General features: G+C 71.5%; 22 protein-coding genes and 1 pseudogene. 12 read left to right on the forward strand and 11 right to left on the reverse strand.

Going from position 1 to position 18599, the window contains the following annotated elements:
- Nucleotides 1-27: 27 nt before the first annotated feature.
- Nucleotides 28-387, reverse strand: a complete 360-nt coding sequence (locus OIE67_RS44085) for a DUF190 domain-containing protein (protein WP_326631743.1) — start codon at nt 385-387, stop codon at nt 28-30.
- 343 nt (nt 388-730) lie between these two features.
- Between OIE67_RS44085 and OIE67_RS44090 the strand changes: the two genes are divergently transcribed.
- The 7 genes from OIE67_RS44090 to OIE67_RS44120 all read left to right on the forward strand — a co-directional run bounded on the left by OIE67_RS44090 (nt 731) and on the right by OIE67_RS44120 (nt 6615).
- Nucleotides 731-2029, forward strand: coding sequence for a cation:proton antiporter (locus OIE67_RS44090; RefSeq protein WP_326631745.1), 1299 nt, complete (start codon nt 731-733; stop codon nt 2027-2029).
- On the forward strand, nt 2026-3351 hold the full coding sequence (eno, locus tag OIE67_RS44095; protein ID WP_326631747.1) for a phosphopyruvate hydratase: 1326 nt from the start codon (nt 2026-2028) through the stop codon (nt 3349-3351). The genes OIE67_RS44090 and eno overlap by 4 nt, the downstream gene beginning before the upstream one ends.
- 17 nt (nt 3352-3368) lie before the next feature.
- Nucleotides 3369-3800: a universal stress protein gene (locus OIE67_RS44100; protein ID WP_326631749.1), complete on the forward strand. Its 432-nt coding sequence runs from the start codon at nt 3369-3371 to the stop codon at nt 3798-3800.
- Between the two features lie 29 nt (nt 3801-3829).
- Entirely contained in the window at nt 3830-4390 is a 561-nt protein-coding gene (gene crcB, locus OIE67_RS44105) for a fluoride efflux transporter CrcB (RefSeq protein WP_326631751.1), read from the forward strand.
- Nucleotides 4387-4755, forward strand: a complete 369-nt coding sequence (locus tag OIE67_RS44110) for a DUF190 domain-containing protein (protein ID WP_326631753.1) — start codon at nt 4387-4389, stop codon at nt 4753-4755. Before crcB (OIE67_RS44105) ends, OIE67_RS44110 begins: the two co-directional genes overlap by 4 nt.
- Nucleotides 4752-5105: a fluoride efflux transporter CrcB gene (crcB, locus tag OIE67_RS44115; protein ID WP_326631755.1), complete on the forward strand. Its 354-nt coding sequence runs from the start codon at nt 4752-4754 to the stop codon at nt 5103-5105. The genes OIE67_RS44110 and crcB (OIE67_RS44115) overlap by 4 nt, the downstream gene beginning before the upstream one ends.
- A 175-nt stretch (nt 5106-5280) precedes the next feature.
- A complete protein-coding gene (locus tag OIE67_RS44120) occupies nt 5281-6615 on the forward strand; it encodes an MFS transporter (RefSeq protein ID WP_326631757.1) in 1335 nt (444 codons plus the stop codon).
- Between the two features lie 221 nt (nt 6616-6836).
- On the opposite strand, the gene OIE67_RS44125 is transcribed toward OIE67_RS44120, so the two are convergent.
- A complete protein-coding gene (locus OIE67_RS44125) occupies nt 6837-7229 on the reverse strand; it encodes an ArsR/SmtB family transcription factor (protein WP_326631759.1) in 393 nt (130 codons plus the stop codon).
- A gap of 78 nt (nt 7230-7307) precedes the next feature.
- Between OIE67_RS44125 and OIE67_RS44130 the strand changes: the two genes are divergently transcribed.
- The 4 genes from OIE67_RS44130 to OIE67_RS44145 all read left to right on the forward strand — a co-directional run bounded on the left by OIE67_RS44130 (nt 7308) and on the right by OIE67_RS44145 (nt 10901).
- The gene (locus tag OIE67_RS44130; protein WP_326631761.1) at nt 7308-8393 is read left to right on the forward strand and encodes a flavin-containing monooxygenase; all 1086 of its coding nucleotides are present in this window, start codon (nt 7308-7310) and stop codon (nt 8391-8393) included.
- Nucleotides 8394-8540: 147 nt separating this feature from the next.
- Nucleotides 8541-9938, forward strand: a complete 1398-nt coding sequence (locus tag OIE67_RS44135) for an FAD-dependent oxidoreductase (RefSeq protein WP_326631763.1) — start codon at nt 8541-8543, stop codon at nt 9936-9938.
- Between the two features lie 223 nt (nt 9939-10161).
- Nucleotides 10162-10509 (forward strand): metalloregulator ArsR/SmtB family transcription factor, encoded by a 348-nt coding sequence (locus tag OIE67_RS44140; RefSeq protein WP_326631765.1) that lies wholly within the window; start codon nt 10162-10164, stop codon nt 10507-10509.
- Nucleotides 10506-10901, forward strand: coding sequence for an FAD-dependent oxidoreductase (locus OIE67_RS44145; RefSeq protein ID WP_326631767.1), 396 nt, complete (start codon nt 10506-10508; stop codon nt 10899-10901). The genes OIE67_RS44140 and OIE67_RS44145 overlap by 4 nt, the downstream gene beginning before the upstream one ends.
- Nucleotides 10902-11059: 158 nt before the next feature.
- Here the strand turns inward: OIE67_RS44145 and OIE67_RS44150 are convergent, their stop codons facing one another.
- On the reverse strand, nt 11060-12406 hold the full coding sequence (locus OIE67_RS44150) for an IS110 family RNA-guided transposase (protein WP_326631768.1): 1347 nt from the start codon (nt 12404-12406) through the stop codon (nt 11060-11062).
- Nucleotides 12407-12505: 99 nt separating this feature from the next.
- On the opposite strand from OIE67_RS44150, the pseudogene OIE67_RS44155 reads away from it, so the two are divergent.
- Nucleotides 12506-13219, forward strand: a pseudogene (locus tag OIE67_RS44155) (NAD(P)-binding domain-containing protein); the annotation flags it as partial.
- Between the two features lie 107 nt (nt 13220-13326).
- On the opposite strand, the gene OIE67_RS44160 reads toward OIE67_RS44155, so the two are convergent.
- The 8 genes from OIE67_RS44160 to OIE67_RS44195 form a co-directional block, all read right to left on the reverse strand.
- Complete coding sequence (locus OIE67_RS44160; RefSeq protein WP_326631770.1) at nt 13327-13722, reverse strand: sulfite exporter TauE/SafE family protein; 396 nt, start codon at nt 13720-13722, stop codon at nt 13327-13329.
- Nucleotides 13723-13969: 247 nt separating this feature from the next.
- Nucleotides 13970-14371 carry an arsenate reductase ArsC gene (locus tag OIE67_RS44165; RefSeq protein WP_456094149.1) on the reverse strand — a complete coding sequence of 134 codons (402 nt, stop codon included), beginning with the start codon at nt 14369-14371 and terminating at the stop codon, nt 13970-13972.
- Between the two features lie 29 nt (nt 14372-14400).
- Entirely contained in the window at nt 14401-15051 is a 651-nt protein-coding gene (locus OIE67_RS44170; protein WP_326631772.1) for an arsenate reductase ArsC, read from the reverse strand.
- A gap of 3 nt (nt 15052-15054) precedes the next feature.
- On the reverse strand, nt 15055-15735 hold the full coding sequence (locus OIE67_RS44175) for an arsenate reductase/protein-tyrosine-phosphatase family protein (RefSeq protein WP_326631774.1): 681 nt from the start codon (nt 15733-15735) through the stop codon (nt 15055-15057).
- 47 nt (nt 15736-15782) lie between these two features.
- A complete protein-coding gene (locus tag OIE67_RS44180) occupies nt 15783-16496 on the reverse strand; it encodes an MIP/aquaporin family protein (protein WP_326631776.1) in 714 nt (237 codons plus the stop codon).
- The gene (locus tag OIE67_RS44185; RefSeq protein WP_326631778.1) at nt 16493-16864 is read right to left on the reverse strand and encodes an ArsR/SmtB family transcription factor; all 372 of its coding nucleotides are present in this window, start codon (nt 16862-16864) and stop codon (nt 16493-16495) included. The genes OIE67_RS44180 and OIE67_RS44185 overlap by 4 nt, the downstream gene beginning before the upstream one ends.
- A gap of 80 nt (nt 16865-16944) precedes the next feature.
- A complete protein-coding gene (locus OIE67_RS44190) occupies nt 16945-18159 on the reverse strand; it encodes a GNAT family N-acetyltransferase (protein WP_326631780.1) in 1215 nt (404 codons plus the stop codon).
- A gap of 12 nt (nt 18160-18171) precedes the next feature.
- A complete protein-coding gene (locus tag OIE67_RS44195; RefSeq protein ID WP_326631782.1) occupies nt 18172-18507 on the reverse strand; it encodes an ArsR/SmtB family transcription factor in 336 nt (111 codons plus the stop codon).
- Nucleotides 18508-18599 lie beyond the last annotated feature (92 nt).

Consider the following 18599-nt stretch of genomic DNA (forward strand, 5'->3'; position numbering starts at 1 on the left):
CCGCCCGCCGCGACCCGTGCCCCATCGCTATCTGCTGGGGCTGCCGGTGGGTGCGGGGCCGGGCAGGGAGCGGCGTACCTGGACGCGGTCGGTGATGACCAGGCCGCCGGTGACGAGGTCGTCGAGCACCTGCAGGAAGTCGCGGATCTTGGGTTCGGCGTCGACGATGATGATGGCGATCGGCAGGTCGTCGCTGAGGTGCCACAGGTGGCTGGTGTGGATGAGGGAGGAGGCGCCGAAGCCTTCCAGGCCGCGAAAGACGCTGGCGCCGCCCAGGCCGGCCTGCTTGGCGCGGTGCACGATCTCGGTGAACAGGGGCCGGTGCCGGTACTGGTCGTGCTCGCCCACGATCACGGTCAGCCGGCAGGCGGTGCCGTCGAGTTTCATGGCACGCTCCTTCGCCTGGAGACCTCCCCGACCGCCCTTGGCGGGGGTGGGGTGGTTGTGCCTTCCTCATGAGAGCCTTGCCCGCTCTGGCCGGGTGTGATGCCGGGCCGGGATCATGTGGGTGGTCTGCGGCAGCCGGATGGCTGCCAGGACACAGGTCCTTCCCGGGGCCAGTGTGCGCCCTTGTGGGCGTGCTGGGAAGCGGTGCGCCTACACTCGTAGGTGGCGATGGATCCCGCCGGAGCCCTCGGCGAGCAGCAGCTCGCGTGAGGGTTCGAACCGCCGGATGCGGCTGATGGCTTCCTGGCTCGCGTCAGCGCGTCCGGGAAGGGGAACGGATCCCATGGGCAGTTCGCTGTTGGTCGCCGCCGTGCTCGCGGTGACCATCCTGATCGGCAGCATGATCTCGGTCGAGGTCGGGCTGTCGGTGTCCATCATCGAGATCGTCGCCGGGGTGGCGCTGGGCAACACGCTGCACCTGGCCACCCCCGACTGGCTGGTGTTCCTGGCCTCCTTCGGCAGTGTGGTGCTGACCTTCCTGGCCGGCGCCGAGGTCGATCCGGCCGATTTCCGTGCCACCTGGCGGGCCAGCATCCTGATCGGGTTCCTGTCGTTCCTGGCCCCGTTCGCCGGGGCGTTACTGCTGCTGCGTTACGGCTTCGCCTGGGAGCCGAAGGCGGCGCAGATCGGCGGGATCGCGTTGTCGACCACGTCGCTGGCGGTGGTGTACGCGGTGCTGGTGGAGACCGGGCTGAACGCCACCCGCATCGGCAAGCTGATCATGAGCGCCACGTTCGTCACCGACCTGGGCACCGTGGCCGCGCTCAGCGTGCTGTTCATCCAGCCGAGCTGGTGGCTGATCCCGTTCGCCGCCGTCTCGGTGGCGTTGATCGCCGTCATGCCGCGGCTGGATCGCTGGTTCTTCGCCCGCTACGGCAACCGGGTGATCGAGCCGGAGATCAAGGGCGCGTTCGCCGCGCTGCTGGTGCTGATGTGGCTCGGCGATCAGGCCCGCAGCCACGCGGTGCTGCCGGCGTTCCTGCTGGGCCTGGCCGTGGCGCGTACCTTCCAGCGGCATCCGGCCACCCAGCGGCGTTTCCGGGTGGTGGCCTTCGCGCTGCTGACGCCGTTCTTCTTCCTGCGCTCGGGGATGAACGTGTCGCTGCCGCTGGTGTGGGCCAACCTCGGCCTGCTCGGCGTGCTGCTGGCCGCCAAGCTCGCGGCCAAGTCGGTGGCCGTCTACCCGCTGGCCCGCCACTACGCGCCCCGGCACGCGCCGTTCGTCACCTTGTTGATGAGCACCGGGCTGACGTTCGGCACCATCTCGGCCACCTACGGCCTGACGGCCGGCTACATCGACAAGGCGCAGTTTTCGGTGCTGGTCACCGTGGTCGTGCTGACCGCGGTCATCCCGACCGCCATCGCCCAGCGGTTCTTCTCCCCCCAGCCCGCCACCGAAGCAGCCGTCGGACCTGCCGCCGAACCGGCCCCTGGACCGGCCGCCGAACCTGCTGGTGGGCATGCTCCCGGGCACGGCGCGGCGGCCGGGCCGGCAGCCCCACCGGAGGGCAGAGGTCACCAGGGGGCGGCCGCCGCCGATGGCCGGGACGATCGGCCCTACCTCGGCAAGGAGGGCCCGTGACAGCGTCGAAGACGACCCCACGACGCGACCTGCGCGATCCACCTGGAGGAGCCGTGAGCCCGTTCCACATCACCGGCCTGGACGCCGAGCAGATCCTCGACTCGCGCGGCCGTCCCACCCTGGCCGTCACCCTCACCCTGGCCGCCGGCGCGAGCGGCTGGGCCGCGGTCCCCTCCGGCGCCTCCACCGGTACCCGGGAGGCGGTGGAGCTGCGCGACGGCGAAGCCGGCCGCTACGACGGCGGCGGCGTCACGCGCGCGATCGCGTCGGTGACCGGCCCGCTCGCCGAGCTGGCCACGGCGCGGCCCTGGCCCGATCTGGCCGCCCTGGACGAGGCGATGATCGAGCTGGACGGCACCAGCAGCAAGGCCCGGCTGGGCGGCAACGCCCTGGTCGGCGTCTCGATGGCCGCGGCCCGTGCGCTCGCCGCCGAGCGCGGCCGTCCGCTGTGGGCGTTCCTGGCCCCGCCTGAGGCCGCGCCGCGGCTGCCGGTGCCGCACTTCAACGTCGTCAACGGCGGCGCCCACGCCCCGAACGAGCTCGACTTCCAGGAGTTCATGATCGCCCCCATCGGCGCGCCGTCGATGGCCGAGGCGGTGCGCGCCGGTGCGGAGATCTACGCGCGGCTGCGCCGCCGCCTGGCCGCCGACGGCCAGCCGACCGGGCTGGGCGATGAGGGCGGCTTCGCGCCCGGCTACACCCACCCCCGCCAGGTCCTGACCGCGCTGGTGGCCGCCATCACCGACGCCGGCTACACCCCCGGTCGCGACGGCGTGGCCATCGCCTTGGACCCGGCCGCCTCCCAATTCCACCACGACGGCCGCTACCACCTGGCCGGGCAGGCGCTGTCCAGCACCGAGATGATCGAGCTGTACGCGCAGCTCGCGACCGAGTTCCCGATCTGGAGCATCGAGGACGGCCTGGCCGAGGACGACACCGACGGCTGGCGGCAGCTCACCCAGCGGCTCGGCGAGCGGCTGCAACTGGTCGGCGACGACAACTTCGTCACCAACCCCGCCATCATCGAACACGCGATAGCCGCCGGGATCGGCAACGCCGCGCTCATCAAGGTCAACCAGGTCGGCACCGTCACCGAGACCCTGCAGGCGATGCAGGTGTGCCGCAAGCACGGCTACGCGCAGATGGTCTCCCACCGCTCCGGCGAGACCGTCGACGACTTCATCGCCGACCTGGTGGTAGGCACCGGCTGCGGGCAGATCAAGTCCGGCGCCCCGGCCCGCGGCGAACGGGTCGCCAAGTACAACCGGCTCACCCACATCGCCGCCCGCCGGCCCGACCTGCCCTACGGGCTGCCCAACTAGAAGGAGGGATACCGGGGATGTCAGGAATGTTCGGCCGGATCCTGGTCGCCTACGACGACTCCGGCGGCGCCCGCGCCGCCCTGGCCGCCGCGCTGCACCTCGCTCAGACCAACAGGAGCGAGATCGTCGCGGTGGCGGTGGAGGCGCACCTGCCGCACTACGCCGCCACCGTCGGCGAGGTGGAGGAGGAACACGCCGTCGAACGGCAGACGTGCGCCCGCTGGCTGACCTCCGCGAGCGCGGCGGCCGGGGAACACGGCATTCCCCTGGCCACCCAGATCCGGGCCGGGCACCCCGCCCACGAGATCCTGGCCGCCGCCGAAGCCTGCGACGCCGGCCTGATCGTGCTCGGCCACAGCGGCCACTCCCAGCTGTGGGGCCGCCTGATCGGCAGCACCACCGAACGCGTCAGCCGGCACGCGCACTGCTCAGTCCTCATCGTCCGATAAAGGAAGACCCGCACGCGACAATGACCTCTGTGACACCACGCCAGGACCATCCCGGTCCGCCGATGCCCACCGACCCTGACCTCACCCTCGCCGAGGAGCAGGAAGAACAGCGGGACGAGCAGCAGCAGGAGGGGCGGGATGTCTTCGCCGTCCGGCCGGCCCGCCATCGCGCCCGCGCCGCGGCCGTCCTGGCCGTGATCGGGCTGGGCGGCGGCGTCGGCAGCAGCGCCCGCTACCTGCTGGCCCAGGCCCTGCCCAGCCCGGCGGGCGGCTTTCCGTGGGCCACCTTCGTCACCAACGTGGCCGGCTGCCTGCTGCTGGGCGCGTTGATGGTGTTCGTGCTGGAGGTCTGGCCGCCCAGCCGGTACGTGCGGCCCTTCTTCGGCGTCGGCGTGCTCGGCGGCTTCACCACCTTCTCCACCTACACCAGCGAGATCGTCCACCTCGCGCAGGGCGGGCACTGGGCGCTGGCCGACTCCTACGCCCTGGACAGCCTGATCGCGGGCCTGGTCGCCGTCTGGTGCGGCATGGCCGCCGCCCGCGCCCTGACCCGCAGCCGCCGTACCCGGCAGACCAAGGAGCCATCGTGAGACTGCACGGCAGCGCCGTCCGGCTGACCATCCTCATCGGCGAGGACGACCACTACCAGCACCGCCCGCTGTGCAGCGAGATCGTCCGCCGCGCTCATGCGGCCGGGCTGGCCGGCGCCAGCGTGTTCCGCGGCATCGAGGGCTTCGGCGCCTCCTCCCTCATCCACACCAGCCGCATCCTGTCGTTGTCGGAGGACCTGCCCATCGCGATCGTCATCGTCGATGTCGCCGACAAGATCAACGATTTCGTCACCCAGCTCGACGAGCTGGTCACCGAGGGGCTGGTGATCATGGACGAGGTGGAGGTCTATCGCTACGTCGGCCGCCCAGAACCCCGTGCCGGCCACGGCCGGGAGCGGGCATGACGCTGCTGCTCGTCTTCGCCGGCGGCGTCCTCGGCGCACCTGTCCGCTACCTGCTGGATCGCTTCATCCAGTCCCGCCACGACAGCGTCTTCCCCCTCGGTACCCTGGCCGTCAACCTGATCGGCTCGCTGCTGCTCGGCATCCTGCTGGCCACCGCCCCGCCCGGCCTGCTGGCCCTGGCCGGCACCGGTTTCTGCGGCGCGCTGACCACGTTCTCCACCTTCGGCTTCGAGACCCTGCGCCTGCTCGAAGAAGGCTCCCTGGCCCAGGCCGGGCTGAACGCGCTGGGCAGCCTGGCCGCCGGGATCGCCGCCGCCCTGGCCGGCTACCTGCTGGGCGGGCTGCTGTGAGACACCGGCCGGCCACCGGCACACCACCCCGGGCCCTGCTCCTGGTCGTGGGCGGGCACCGGCCCGGCACTGCGGCGCGCGGCCTGCATGCTCGCCCTCGCCCCGGCGGGCTGCCGGCGTTGCTGCCTGCTCGCCCCCGGCCCGCACACCACCCCAGCAGACAGGCAGGACGCACATGAACCCCGACACCGGCGACACCGGCGACACCGGCGACACCGGCGACACCGTCCCCGAAGCCCCCACCCCTTCAGTCTCTGCCCCGGACCCTGCTGGGACCGGGGAGCAGCGGTGGCTGACCCCCGGGGTGGCCGGCGTCGGCGCGGCCAGCTTCTTCTCCGACGCCGGCCACGAGATCACCACGGCGGTGCTGCCCTCCTTCCTGGCCACAACCCTGCACGCCGGGCCGGGCGCGCTGGGCCTGATCGAGGGGGCCTCCGACGCGCTGATCGGCGTGTCCAAACTCGCCGGCGGGCCGCTGGCCGACGATGCGGCGATGCGGGCCCGGCTGGCCCGCGGCGGCTACCTGGCCACCGGCCTGCTCGGCGGCGCGATCGGCCTGGCTGCGGCCGTCTGGCAGGTGGCGATCTTGCGGGCGGGCTCGTGGGTGGCCCGCGGGCTGCGTTCCCCCTCCCGTGACGCGCTGCTGGCCGTGCTGGCCCCCCGCACCGGCTACGGGCGCGCCTACGGCCTGGAACGCGCCGGCGACAACCTGGGCGCCGTCGCCGGGCCGCTGCTGGCCGCCGCCCTCGTCGCCGTGCTCGGCGTCCGCCACGCCCTGCTGCTGGCCGCCGTGCCCGGCCTGTTCGCCGCCATCGCGATCAGCCTGGCCGCCCGTGAGGCCGGCCGCGCGGTGACCACCCCACGACAGCGGCGCCGGCTGCGGTTCAACCTCGCCGAACTGCGCCAGGCCGGGCTGGCCCGCGCCCTGCTGCCGGTGGCCTTGTTCGAATGCGGCAACATCGCCACCACGCTGCTCATCCTGCGCGCCACCGGCCTGCTGCACGCCGACGGCCGCGATCTGACGGCCGCCACCTCCCTGGCGATCCTCATCTACGCCGGCCACAACGCCGTCGCCGCGGCCGCGTCGCTGGCCGGCGGCGCGCTGATCGACCGCATCGGCCCCCGCCCGGTCTTCGCCGCCGGCGCCGCCGTGTACGTGCTGGCCTATGCCGCGCTGGCCGCCGGGATCGGCGGGTGGCCGCTGCTGATGGCGGCCTTCGCAGCGGCCGGGACTGGAATCGGACTGGCCGAGACCGCCGAGTCCACCCTGGTGGCCCGCACCCTGCCCGACCGGCTGCGCGGCAGCGGCTTCGGGCTGCTCGGCATCGTCCAAGCCGGTGGAGACCTGCTGTCCTCGGCCGTGGTCGGGGTGCTGTGGGCGCTGGTTTCCCCGGCCCTGGCCTTCGGCTACGCCGCCGCCTGGATGCTGGCCAGCGTGATCACCACCGTGCTGGCCGGTCGGCCGTGGCACGCCGGACAGGCCAGTGGCAGCCGCCACGGCCTGCCGTAAAGGACCTTGTCACCAGGCGCGCCGGCGAGTGTGAGCGCATGTCAGCAGAGCCGTTCTTCGCTGAGCGGGAACCGGGGAGCCGATGCGAGCGCTGCCCGGTGCTGTGGGAGGCGCCGGGAGCACAGCGGGATGGCAAGGCTGGGCGGTGCTGCTGGGCGCTGCGGTGGTGCCGGGCTGGATGAGCCGGGGTGTCGGAGGTTTCGGGGACGCGCGCGGCGGTGTCAGCAGCAGAACTTCAGGTAGTTCTGCAGGTCGCCGAGGATACGGGCGACGCTGTCTCGGTCGCCCCGGTACAGCACTTCCTTGCCGTCGCGGCGGGAGGTGACGATGCCGCCGCGGCGCAGCAGGGCAAGTTGCTGGGAGGCTGCGGACTGGCTGATGCCGGCGCGTTCGGCGACCTGGTTGACCGACAGCTCGGCGCCTTGGGCGAACAGCAGCATGATCTGCTGGCGGCCTTCGTTGGCCAGCGCCTTGAGGAAGTCGTGGGTGGCCTGGTCCAGCCGGGGGGCGCATGCGGCGGCGGGGTCGCCGCCCTGCGCTGTGGCCGGCGCGCAGGTGGGCGTCGCGTCCGGGTGCGGGGTGTCCGATCGCGTGGCCGGTGTGGTGGTCGCCATACCTGCTCCCTTCTTTCCGGCATCCTACCCTTCACATCAAGTTATTGACATATTAGAAAATGACGGTACGTTCGCGGCATGCCTACCGATAACGACTCCGTCCTGATCGTCGGGGCCGGGCAGTCCGGCCTGGCCGCCGCGCACGCCGCCCTCGAGCGCGGGTTGCGGCCCGTGCTGCTGGAGGCCTCCGACCGGGCCGCCGGATCGTGGCCGCGCTACTACGACAGCCTCGCCCTGTTCTCCCCTGCCCGCCACAGCAGCCTGCCCGGCCTGCCGTTCGGCGGGCACCCTGAGCGTTACCCGCGCCGTGATGAGGTGGTCTCTTATCTGGAGCGCTATGCCGCCGCCCTGGTCGAGCGAGATGCGCAGCTGCGTACCGGCACCCGCGTCAGCAGCGTGGACAGCGGCGGGCGCGGGTTCACCGTGCGCCTGGAGGGCGGCGAGGAACTGGCCGCCGGCGCCTTGGTCGCGGCCAGCGGCTCCTTCGACCGCCCGCACCGGCCCGCCCTGCCCGGCTTGGACGCCTTCACCGGCACCGTGCTGCACGTCGCCGACTACCGCTCGCCGGCCTCGCTGCCCGGTGAGCACGTCATCGTGGTCGGCGCGGGCAACTCGGCGGTCCAGATCGCTTACGAGCTCGCCGCCGAGCGGCGGGTCACGCTGGCCAGCCGGGCGCCGATCCGGTTCGTCGAGCAGCGCCCGCTCGGGCGGGACCTGCACTTCTGGTTCCGTGTAACCGGCTTCGACCAGCTGCCATTGGCCCGCGCGGAAGCACCACCCGCCTCGCCGGTTCTTGATGATGGCCGCTACCGCCGGGCGCTGCGCGAGGGCCGCTACCAGCGTCGGGCGATGTTCACACGGCTGGACGGCGATCACGTGGAGTGGCCCGACGGCCGCCGCGAGCGCGCTGATGCGGTACTGCTGGCCACCGGTTACCAGCCGAACGTGCCGTACCTGGCCGGGCTGGGCGCACTGACGGCTGACGGGCGCCCGCGCCAGCGCCGGGGCTTGTCGCTCACCCATGCCGGCCTGGGCTACCTGGGCCTGGAGTGGCAGCGCACCCCCTCCTCCAACACGCTGCGCGGGGTCGGCGCCGACGCTCAGCGCGTCGTAGCCGCTCTCGCCCGCCACCTGCGCGGCAACCGGGCCCGCGTCCGCGCCTGAGCGGCCGCCCCTTCAAGCCATCTGATTAGATGACGCTCTAATTTGACATGGCTCTAAGCCGTGGGGCATCCTGCCGACAAGCGTACTTAGACAAACTTCGAAACAGCGCGAGCCCTAGGTTCGCGAGAACCCAAGAGGAGATGCGTCATGAGCGGATGCTGCGGTCCTACCGCCGTCGACCTGGAGCCCAGCACGCAGGCCGCACGGCCTGACCAGTTGCCTATCGTGGTGATCGGCGCCGGCCCCATCGGGTTGGCGGCGGCGGCCCACCTGGCCGAGCGGAACCTCGACTTCGTGGTGCTGGAGGCGGGCGAGCAGGCGGGGGCGTCGGTGGCTCAGTGGGGCCACGTGCGGGTGTTCAGCCCCTGGAAGTACAACATCGACGCCGCCGCCCGCCGCCTCCTGGAAGCGAACGGCTGGAGCGCGCCGGACGCCGAGTGGCTGCCGACCGGCTCCGAACTGATCGACGACTATCTGGCCCAGCTGGCCAAGCTGTTCGCCGACAGGGTCCGCCTGGGTGCGAAGGTGACCGCGATCAGCAGGCTGGGCTACGACCGGGTCCGCACCAACGGCCGAGACGCGGCGCCGTTCCTGATCCGCCTGGCCGACGGAACCGAGCTGCATGCCCGCGCGGTCATCGACGCCTGCGGCACCTACTCCACCCCGAACGTGCTGGGCGCGTCCGGCCTGCCCGCCCACGGCGAGGGCGACGCCGGCGACCTGATCGGCCATGCGCTTCCCGATGTTCTCGGCGCGGACCGCGACCGGTACGCGGGCAGGCACGTCCTGGTCGTCGGCGCGGGCCACTCGGCCGCCACGACCCTGCTCGCCCTCGCCGAGCTGGAGGACACCCCGATCACCTGGGCCATCCGCGCCGGCAACGCCGCTCGTACGTACGGCGGCGGCGACGCCGACGCGCTGCCCGCCCGCGGCGCGCTCGGCACGCGCCTGCACGCCCACGTCGAAAGCGGCCGCATCCGCCTGGTGACCGGCTTCTTCACCCACGCGATCGAGCGCGACGGCGAGCAGGTACGGGTGATCAGCCGCGACCCGTCCGGCGCCGAGCAGACCATCACCGCCGAGCGCATCGTGGCCGCCACCGGATACCGCCCCGACCACGCCATCGCCGGCGAACTGCGCCTCGACCTCGACCCGATCCTCGGCTCCACCCGCGCGCTGGCCCCGCTGATCGACCCCAACGCGCACTCCTGCGGCACCGTGCCCCCGCACGGCGCCGACGAGCTGGCCCACCCGGAGGCCGACTACTACGCCATCGGCGTCAAGAGCTACGGCCGCGCCCCCACCTTCCTGCTGGCCACCGGATATGAGCAGGCCCGCTCGGTCGTCGCCGCTCTGGCCGGGGATTGGGAGGCGGCACGGGATGTGCAGTTGGAGCTGCCCGAAACCGGCGTGTGCTCCTCCAGCCTGGCCGAGGCGCAGGAGCAGCGCGTCGGACTGGCCACCGGCATCAGCGGCGGCCTGCTGTCCACCCCGCTCCCACTGGCCACCGTCTCCGCCTCCGATGGCGGAGGATGCTGCGGCTGAGCGGATCAGGCATGAGCTTCACCGCCCAGGCCGCCGCCCTCGATACTGAGGGCGGCGGTCGGTCGCGTTCCTGGCAGGGCTGGCGCATCGTCGCGGCTTTGGCCATCATCCGAACCCTCGACTACGGCGGGCGCAGTCGGACTGGGGTGCGCGATTGCCGCGTTCGCGCTGTTGACCTACCACCACCTATAATTTCGACAGATTTCGAATCAGGGAGGGTCGGATGACTGCGGTGACGAGCCAGTGCTGCGCACCGATCGCGCGTGAGCCGCTGTCGGAGAGCGACGCGGCCGAGCTTGCGGTCATGCTCAAGGCGGTCGCCGACCCCGTACGGCTGCGCCTGCTGTCGATGATCGGCTCCCACGCGGGCGGTGAAGCGTGCGTGTGCGACCTGACCGACGCCTTCGATCTGACCGCGCCCACCATCAGCCACCACCTCAAGGTGCTGCGTACCGCTGGCCTGATCGACGGCGAGCGGCGCGGCACCTGGGTCTACTACCGGATCATCCCTGAGGCGGTGAACAAGCTCGGCGCCCTGTTCACCCCGCTCGCCGAGCCCGTCTCCGCGTGACTCGTCTGGTCGACGTTCTGGTCATCGGCGGCGGCCAGGCCGGGCTGGCCGCCGGCTACTACCTGCGCCGCGCCGGAGCCGACTTCGTCATCCTCGATACCCAGGACCGCCCCGGCGGCGCGTGGCGGCACGCCTGGCCGTCCCTGCGGCTGTTCTCTCCCGCCCAGTACAGCTCGCTGCCCGGCCGGATGATGCCCGTCCCACCCGGCGGCGGCTATCCGAGCGCCGCCGATACGGTCGCCTACCTGGCTGACTACGAGCAGCGCTATGACCTGCCCGTGCTGCGGCCGGTGCAGGTCCATGCGGTCCGGCGCGATGGTGAACGACTGACCACCGTAAGGCGCCGAAGGTCAAGTGGCGGGGGCTCCGTCCGTCTCCTCGTCCCTACGTAGCCGGCAACGGGGCTTGAAAGCCCGACAGCGTGCAACCGGGTTCACGGGAAGACGGGCGGGGCTGCCCATGGTCAGTCACGAGGTGTGATCCTCAACGGCCCGTCGGGCTCGCCCCGCCTGGGTGACAGGTGGTCAGTAGGGTGATCAGTGGCAGATGGTCAGGCCGCTGCCTGAACAGGTGCAGCAGGTGGGGCAGCCAGGGCGGGATCCCACGCGACGCGCCGGGTGACGATCACATGGAGCTGGCGCAGCAGCGCGGCGGCCAGAGCGGCGCGGGCCTGCCCAGGCGTCAGGGGGTTGTCCGGGCGGGTGGTCAGGTGCCGCAGGCGGTCGCGGTAGACCGCATTGGTGTGCAGCGCGCCCCACACGGCCCGCCAGGCGGCCAGCCGCAGCCCGGGGCGGCCGCGGCCCGACAGCCGCGTCTGACCGGTGTAGCTGCCCGAGGCGCGTTCGCGGGGCGCCAGCCCAGCGTGTTTGACCAGCGCGCGGGGCGTGTGGAACCGCGCGGGATCGCCGGTCTCGGCCAAAATGGCCGCAGCGCCCACCGCCGACAGGCCGGGAAGAGAGGTGACCAGCTCGGTCAGCTCCAGCTCGTCCAGCACATCGATCATGCGGCGGGCGGTGTCGGCCAGCCGGGCCCGCACCGCTCGATAGTCCTCCAGCACCAGGTGAGCGCGCTCCAGAGCACCGTGGCGGTGCGTGCGCACGCCGGTGGGGTCGGACAGGACGGCATGGACACGCTCGGCGATGGGCGTGTAGATCCGGCTGGTGCCACCCCAGCGGGGCAGTTCGCGCCGCACCGCGCCGACGAACCTGTCCCGGCCCAGGCGGCGCAACCGCGCCGGGTCACCGTTGCAACGCTGAAGCACCACGGCCAGGCAGGCCCGCCAGGTCGCGGACTTGAACGGCTGGGCCGCAGCCTGCAGCACCGCCGGCCATACGCATTCCAGCAGGTCGGCCGGTTGCTGCACACACGCGGTGGCTTCGGTGACCAGCCGGGCGCGGCGGGCGCCCAGATGCCGCAGCCTGGCCCACACCTCATCAGTGCGTTCCGGCTGGTAACACCGCAACTCGGCGGCGAGCCGGGCGATCAGCACCGCATCCTTGTCATCGGTCTTGTCACGGGTGTAATCCTCGCTCTCGCGGGCCCGCCCGACCAGCAGCGGCTGCACGCACACCAGCGGCATGCCACGCTCGATCGCGAGCTGGTCCAGCACCCGCCAGCGGTGCCCGGTCGGCTCACACGCCACCGTGACACCGGCGAACCCGGCCGCTCGCGCCCGCCCGGCCGCCCACTCCAGCACCGGGCCCAGCTCCCAGGCCCGGCACCGGACCCGGCGCCGCGCCAGCACCCGGGAGTCGTGATCACAGACCACCACCGCTTGCAGCCCGTCGGCCAGATCGATGCCCACGATGGCGTGGTCGCGGGGCAGCACCGCCCGCAGCCGGGCCAGCCGCTCGTTCCGGTTCTTGTCACCACGGGTCAGGCCGGTACCGTCAGACATGGACGTCCTCCTCGATGCGTCATTGGGACACCAAGCCCGTCAACCGCATCAGGAGGACGTCTTGGCTTTCAAGACCTTCGAGGACTTACTACGGCCGAGACCGACGCGGGCACCTGGCAGGCCCGGATCGTCATCAGCGCGACCGGCACCTGGTGGCGGCCGTACGTCCCGTACTATCCCGGCATCGGAGACTTCCAGGGCGAGCAGGTCCACACCGTCGGCTACCGCGGCCCCGAGCCGTTCCGCGGCCGGCGCGTGGTGATCGTCGGCGGCGCCAACTCCGCCGCGCAGATCCTGGCCGAGGTCTCCACCGTCGCCGACACCACCTGGGTCACCCTGCGCCCGCCCCGCCTGCTGCCCGACGAGATCGACGGCCGGGCGCTGTTCACACTGGCCACCCGACGGACCCAAGGCGGAGGCGGCGTCGGTGACTTGGGCGACATCGTCGCCGTCCCGCCTGTCCGCGAGGCCCGCGACTGCGGCATACTGAAGGCCGAGCCCATGTTCCGCCGGATCACCCGCGACGGCGTCGCCTGGCCCGACGGCACCGGCCAGGCCGCCGACGCCATCATCTGGTGCACCGGCTTCCGCCCCGCCCTCGGCCATCTGGCCCCGTTACGGCTGCGCGGCCGAGGCGGCCTCATCCCGGTCGAGGACACCCGCGCCATCGGCGAGCCCCGCCTGCACCTGCTCGGCTACGGCGACTGGACCGGCCCGGCCTCCGCCACCCTCATCGGCGCCGCCCGTACCGCACGCCAGATGGTCGCCGAGATCACCGGCCAGCTCCAAGCATCGCCCTCGCACGATGCCTAGAACGGCATTCAGCGCCGCCGAACTCGCAGCAGCGGCGGTTTGCAGGCAACCAGCGGATGGAGTCTCACCGGCGCACCCGGTTTAGTGACGGCCGTTGCGTCGGCAGATCACGGCTCAGCTACCTCGGCTGGAGAGGCGTGACGCGCCATCTTCGCCGCCGAGATCAGCAGGATCGCGGCCAGGACAGGGATGAGGACCAGGTCGGGGATGACTCCGAGCAGCAGCCCGCCAAGCAGAGCGCCGGTGATGGAGCCGGCGGTCATGACGGCGACGAAGCGCAGGTTGGACCGCAGGACGGCGAAGCTGCCGTCACGGCTGTAGCGGGCGAAGGCGACCAGCATGGTGGGCAGGGACACCAGCAGCGACAGGCTGCCGGCGGTTTTGATGTCGACCGCGTACAGCAGCACGATCGTGGGGATCAGCAGCTCGCCGCCGGCCACGCCCATGATCGCGGCCACCACGCCGATACCGAACCCGGCCGCGACCCCGACGATCGCCTGCACAGGGCCAGCGTGAGGGTGCCCAAGGTGGTGGTGTGGGTGAGCACGAGCGCGGCGGCCATGAGAACCATCAGCCCCGCGAGTACCTTGTACAAGGTGGCGGTGCGCATCCGCACCGCCCAGGAGGCTCCCGCCCACGCCCCGAGTGAGGGTGCTGGCGGTCGTATCGGGGCGGCCTCATCGTGGAGGCGTGGGTGAGGCGGCGCGACAGGGTCCGGGAGGCAATGAGTGTTGCACATGCCGGTCGCCCTCAGCTGGTGAGCTCACCGACGAGCTGTTCGACGCGGTCACGGATCTCGTCGCGGATGGGACGGACGGCCTCGATGCCCTGTCCGGCGGGGTCGTCGAGCTTCCAGTCTTCGTACCGTTTGCCGGGGAAGATCGGGCAGGCGTCGCCGCAGCCCATGGTGATGACCACGTCGGAGGCTTCGACCGCGTCGACGGTGAGGATCTTGGGATGGGCGGCGGTGATGTCGATGCCGACCTCGCGCATCGCCTCGATCGCGACCGGGTTGACCTGGTCGGCGGGCGCCGATCCCGCGGAGCGGACCTCTATCCGGTCGCCCGCCAGGTGGGTGAGCCAGCCGGCCGCCATCTGGGAGCGGCCGGCGTTGTGCACACAGACGAACAGGACGCTGGGCTTGCTGCTCAAGAGCTGGTTCCTTTCGGTTGTCGCCGTCTTCAGGCGGTGGGGATTTCGAGGTCGTCGAGCAGGCCGCGGACGCGGCGTTCGATCTCGTCGCGGATGGGCCGCACGTCCTCGACGCTCTTGCCCTCGGGGTCGTCCAGTTCCCAGTCGAGGTAACGCCTGCCGGGGTAGACAGGGCAGGCGTCACCGCAGCCCATGGTGACCACGACGTCGGCGGCGCGGACGATCTCCTCGGTCCACGGTTTGGGGAACTCGCGGGAGATGTCGATGCCCCGCTCGGCCATGGAGGCCACCGCCGCGGGGTTGATCTCGCCGGCGAACTCCGAGCCGCCGGACCAGGCCAGCGCGCGTTCTCCGGCGAGGTGCTGGAAGAAGCCCATGGCCATCTGGGAGCGTCCGGCGTTGTGCACGCACAGGAACAAGACGATGGGCCGCCCGTCGTGGTGGCCTTCCACGCGGGCCAGGGCGTTCAGGCGCTGGCGGGCGAAGCGTTCGGCGAGCAGCGGCAGGTAGTTGGGGATCGTGCTGTGCAGGGCGAACTGGTCGTAGCTGGTGTGCAGGAACCGTTCGATGGTCTCGGTGCCGAATGTGCCGGTGAACTCCTCGGCCAGGCGGCGGGCGGCGGTGAGCAGTGCGTGCTGCTGATCGATGGACAGGTCCAGGTGGCGGTAGGTCTGCGGCATGGCTCACTCCTTGGGGGGATGGATGGCGGGTGCCAGCCGTTGGACGCGGTCGGCGATGTCGATGTAGGCGTGTTCGAACGCCTCGTCGCTGCCGGTGCGTACCGGGTCGGGGATGGACCAGTGCAGTCGTTCGAGGTCGGCGAGCTGCTCGTGGGCGGTGTCGCAGACGGCCACGACCAGGTCGTCTGGGCGTAGCGTCTGATCCACGTGACTGGTCGTGGCGTGGTCGAGATTCAGGTCGTGGCGGGCGGCGAGGGCGAGGGCGCGGGGGTGGATACGCGGTGCAGGCTGGGTGCCTGCCGAGGCGGCCGGTACGGCACTGGCGCGGGCCCACAGGGCGGCGGCCAGTTGGGAGCGGGCGGAGTTGTGGGTGCAGACGAACACGATGCGCGGGGCGCGTCGGACCGCGGCAGGCACCAGGCCGGACAGGGATTGCGGGACCAGGCGCAGGTAGGTGCGTCTGCGGTCGCCTTCGGAGCGGTGGCGCTCGATCACGCCCGTTTCCTGCAGCGTTTTCAGGTGGTGGGCGAGGAGGTTGGTGGGCAGGCCGAGGACCTGACCAAGTTCACCCGGGGACGCGTCGCCCAGCAGCAGCCGGTCCACGATGGACAGCCGGCCCGGGTCGCCGAGTGCCGCGTGCACCCGGGCCCGGGCCTCCAGCGAAGAAGACCCGTCAACTTTCATTGAGTCAATGATTATTGAGCTATCTCTTCGCGTCAAGTTGCCGATGCTCAGCGCTCGTCTTGATGGGGTACGACCGGCTCGGCAGTTGCCGCGGTAGGACTTCCGAACAGGCCATGCACCAGCGCCAACCCGATAACGCCGCCGACCAACTGGGCCACGATGAAGCCGAGCACCGAGGCAGGAGCGATGCCGGCGAAGGTGTCGGAGAAGGCGCGGCCGATAGTGACGGCGGGGTTGGCGAAGCTGGTGGAGGAGGTGAACCAGTACGCCGCCCCGATGTAGCCGCCCACCGCCAGCGGCGCGGCGGTCGTACGGCCCGACCGGGTCAGACAGAAGATCACCAGCACCAGGCCGGCGGTCGCCACGACCTCCCCCAGCCACAGGTGCGCACTCGATCGCGCCGTACCCGACCACGCGATCACGGGCTTGTCGAACATCGCGTTGGCCAGCACCGCACCGCCGATAGCCCCCAGCGCCTGGGCGGCGACGTAGCCGCCGAGTTCGCCGGCGGACAGGCCGTGTCCGCTCTGCCGTCCCTGCCACCAGTCGGCCAGCGAGACCACCGGATTGAAATGGGCGCCGGAGACCGGGCCCAGGACGGCGATGAGGACCGCCAGACCGGAGACGGTGGCGGTGGAGTTCTCCAGCAACTGCAGGCCCACGTCCCGCGGGGACAACGTCTGGGCCATGATCCCCGACCCGACCACCACCGTTACCAGCAGCGCGGTGCCGAGGAACTCGGCCAGCAACCGGCGCTTCACCCGTCCACCTCGGCGGCCGCCCCGTCATCCACCCTTGTGGGCGCGGCCAGCAGCGCCGCGAGCTCGGCGAGCCGTTCCGGCACGATCCGGTAATACACCCAGGAGGCCCGCCGTTCGCTGGTCAGCAGGCCGACATCCTTGAGCACCTTGAGATGGTGGCTGATCGTCGGCTGAGCCAGCTCGAAACTCGCTGTCAGGTCGCACACGCATGCCTCGCCGCCCTGGTGGCTGGCCACGATTGAGACGATGCGCAGCCGTACCGGGTCGCCCAGCGCCTTGAACGCCCGCGCCAATCCCGCCGCCTGATCCTCGCCCAGCGGTTCACGCGCCAGCGGGGAGCAGCAGTCCAGGACCTCCAACATATCCATGAGCGTCAATATTGACGTCCATGGATATCAGCAGGGACACGCCATGATGAACGTCAGATGACCAGCCGGCCGGGCCGCTGTCAGCCGCCGACCGCTGTGCTGCGCCGTTCGATCGTCAGCACGTCGCGCCAGACGCCGTGGTGGCGGCCGACGCGCTCGCGGGTGCCGACCACCCGAAAGCCCAGCGCCTGGTGCAGCGACAGGCTGGCGGTGTTCTCCGGGAAGATGCCGGACTGGATGGTCCAGACGCCGCAGTCCTCGGCGGCGGCGATGAACGCGGTCAGCAGAGCGCGCCCGATCCCGTGCGCCTGGCAGCCGGGGTGAACGTAGACGCTGTGCTCCACGACTCCGGCGTAGACGGGCCTGGTGGAGACCGGTGAGGCGGCGATCCAGCCGACGACCTCGCCGGTCTCGGTGTCGGCGGCCACGTAGCGCAGATGCGGCAGCTTGCCGGCGGTGAAGCCCTCCCAGCTCGGCGCCGTGGTCTCGAAGCTGGCCTGTCCGGTGTCGAGTCCCGCCTGGTAGATCGCCAGGACTTGGACGGCATCGGCGTCCCGCATGGGGCGGACCTCCAGGCCAGGCCCGATGGCGGGCTTGGCTGCCTGGACGATCGCCGAGTGCACGCCGTCGCCGTGGTCGGCGGTCGGCGTGATTCGGATGCCGACGAAGCCCGTCCGGGTCAGCAGTTCGCGGTACTCCTCGATCGGCAGGGCGCCGGCTACGCAGCCGATCCGCTGCTCTGCCGCCGCCCGTCGGACCGGGTCGAGGTCGCCGTCGACCACGACATCACTCACCCCGAACCGGCCGCCGGGTCGCAGCACCCGGAACGCCTCGGCCAGCACGGCGGCCTTGTCGTCGGACAGGTTGATCACACAGTTGGAGATGACGGCATCGACGGCGTGATCCGGCAGTGGGACGTGTTCGATGACGCCGTGCAGGAATTCGACGTTGCGAGCGCCCGCCTGCTCGGCGTTGCGGCGGGCCAGCGCCAGCATGTCGGGGCTGGCATCCAGCCCGTAGACCTTGCCGTGCGGGCCGACCCGGCGCGCCGACAGCAGCACATCGATGCCGCCACCCGAGCCGAGATCAAGCACCGTCTCACCACGCTGCAGTTCGGCGACGGCTACCGGGTTGCCGCACCCCAGGCTGGCCCGCACCGCCCCCTCGGGCAGCACGCCGAGCTCGTCGTAGCCCGCCGCGCCGAAACCGCCCTGCTCGCAATCGGCGGCGGCCCGACCGGCATCCGCCGCACGGGCCAGGGCTGAGTAGTGGTCGATGATCTCGTCATGCGCCATGGCGAAGCTCCTTCATTCGCAGGTGGGCGCAGCCGGGACCGGGTTGCCCATGACCACGTCGGCGGCGGTCGGGAAACAGCTCACGCAGTTCTCGTTGATCCGATACAGGCTGGAGGTGCCCTGCTTCTCGACCAGCACGAACCGCACCTCGGCCAGGATCTTCAGATGGTGCGAGACGGTGGACTGGCCCACCCCGGAGGCGGCCACGATCTCGCCCACGCTCATCGGCGCCCGCCGTCGTGCCAGCAGCGACACGATCTGGATCCGCGTCGCGTCGGCCAAGGCCTTGAACCAGCTCGCGTACTCTTCGGCCTCCGCGCGCGGCAGCGGCCCCTTCTCCTCATTCATCGTCCATCGACGATAGTCGATTGACGGTGGAGTGGGAAGTCCTTGGCGACCCTCGACCCGTTACTCACTTCCACGAGGACTTGCATCCGGTA

Source organism: Nonomuraea fuscirosea, from assembly GCF_035917475.1.
GTDB lineage: Bacteria > Actinomycetota > Actinomycetes > Streptosporangiales > Streptosporangiaceae > Nonomuraea > Nonomuraea fuscirosea.

Bases quoted from the DNA above. Each gene is read 5' to 3' on its own strand.
- OIE67_RS44085 (WP_326631743.1), bottom strand. From the start codon at position 387: ATGAAACTCGACGGCACCGCCTGCCGGCTGACCGTGATCGTGGGCGAG.
- OIE67_RS44090 (WP_326631745.1), top strand. From the start codon at position 731: ATGGGCAGTTCGCTGTTGGTCGCCGCCGTGCTCGCGGTGACCATCCTG.
- OIE67_RS44100 (WP_326631749.1), top strand. From the start codon at position 3,369: ATGTCAGGAATGTTCGGCCGGATCCTGGTCGCCTACGACGACTCCGGC.
- crcB (WP_326631755.1), top strand. From the start codon at position 4,752: ATGACGCTGCTGCTCGTCTTCGCCGGCGGCGTCCTCGGCGCACCTGTC.
- OIE67_RS44120 (WP_326631757.1), top strand. From the start codon at position 5,281: ATGAACCCCGACACCGGCGACACCGGCGACACCGGCGACACCGGCGAC.
- OIE67_RS44125 (WP_326631759.1), bottom strand. From the start codon at position 7,229: ATGGCGACCACCACACCGGCCACGCGATCGGACACCCCGCACCCGGAC.
- OIE67_RS44130 (WP_326631761.1), top strand. From the start codon at position 7,308: ATGCCTACCGATAACGACTCCGTCCTGATCGTCGGGGCCGGGCAGTCC.
- OIE67_RS44135 (WP_326631763.1), top strand. From the start codon at position 8,541: ATGAGCGGATGCTGCGGTCCTACCGCCGTCGACCTGGAGCCCAGCACG.
- OIE67_RS44140 (WP_326631765.1), top strand. From the start codon at position 10,162: ATGACTGCGGTGACGAGCCAGTGCTGCGCACCGATCGCGCGTGAGCCG.
- OIE67_RS44150 (WP_326631768.1), bottom strand. From the start codon at position 12,406: ATGTCTGACGGTACCGGCCTGACCCGTGGTGACAAGAACCGGAACGAG.
- OIE67_RS44170 (WP_326631772.1), bottom strand. From the start codon at position 15,051: ATGCCGCAGACCTACCGCCACCTGGACCTGTCCATCGATCAGCAGCAC.
- OIE67_RS44175 (WP_326631774.1), bottom strand. From the start codon at position 15,735: ATGAAAGTTGACGGGTCTTCTTCGCTGGAGGCCCGGGCCCGGGTGCAC.
- OIE67_RS44185 (WP_326631778.1), bottom strand. From the start codon at position 16,864: ATGGATATGTTGGAGGTCCTGGACTGCTGCTCCCCGCTGGCGCGTGAA.
- OIE67_RS44190 (WP_326631780.1), bottom strand. From the start codon at position 18,159: ATGGCGCATGACGAGATCATCGACCACTACTCAGCCCTGGCCCGTGCG.
- OIE67_RS44195 (WP_326631782.1), bottom strand. From the start codon at position 18,507: ATGAATGAGGAGAAGGGGCCGCTGCCGCGCGCGGAGGCCGAAGAGTAC.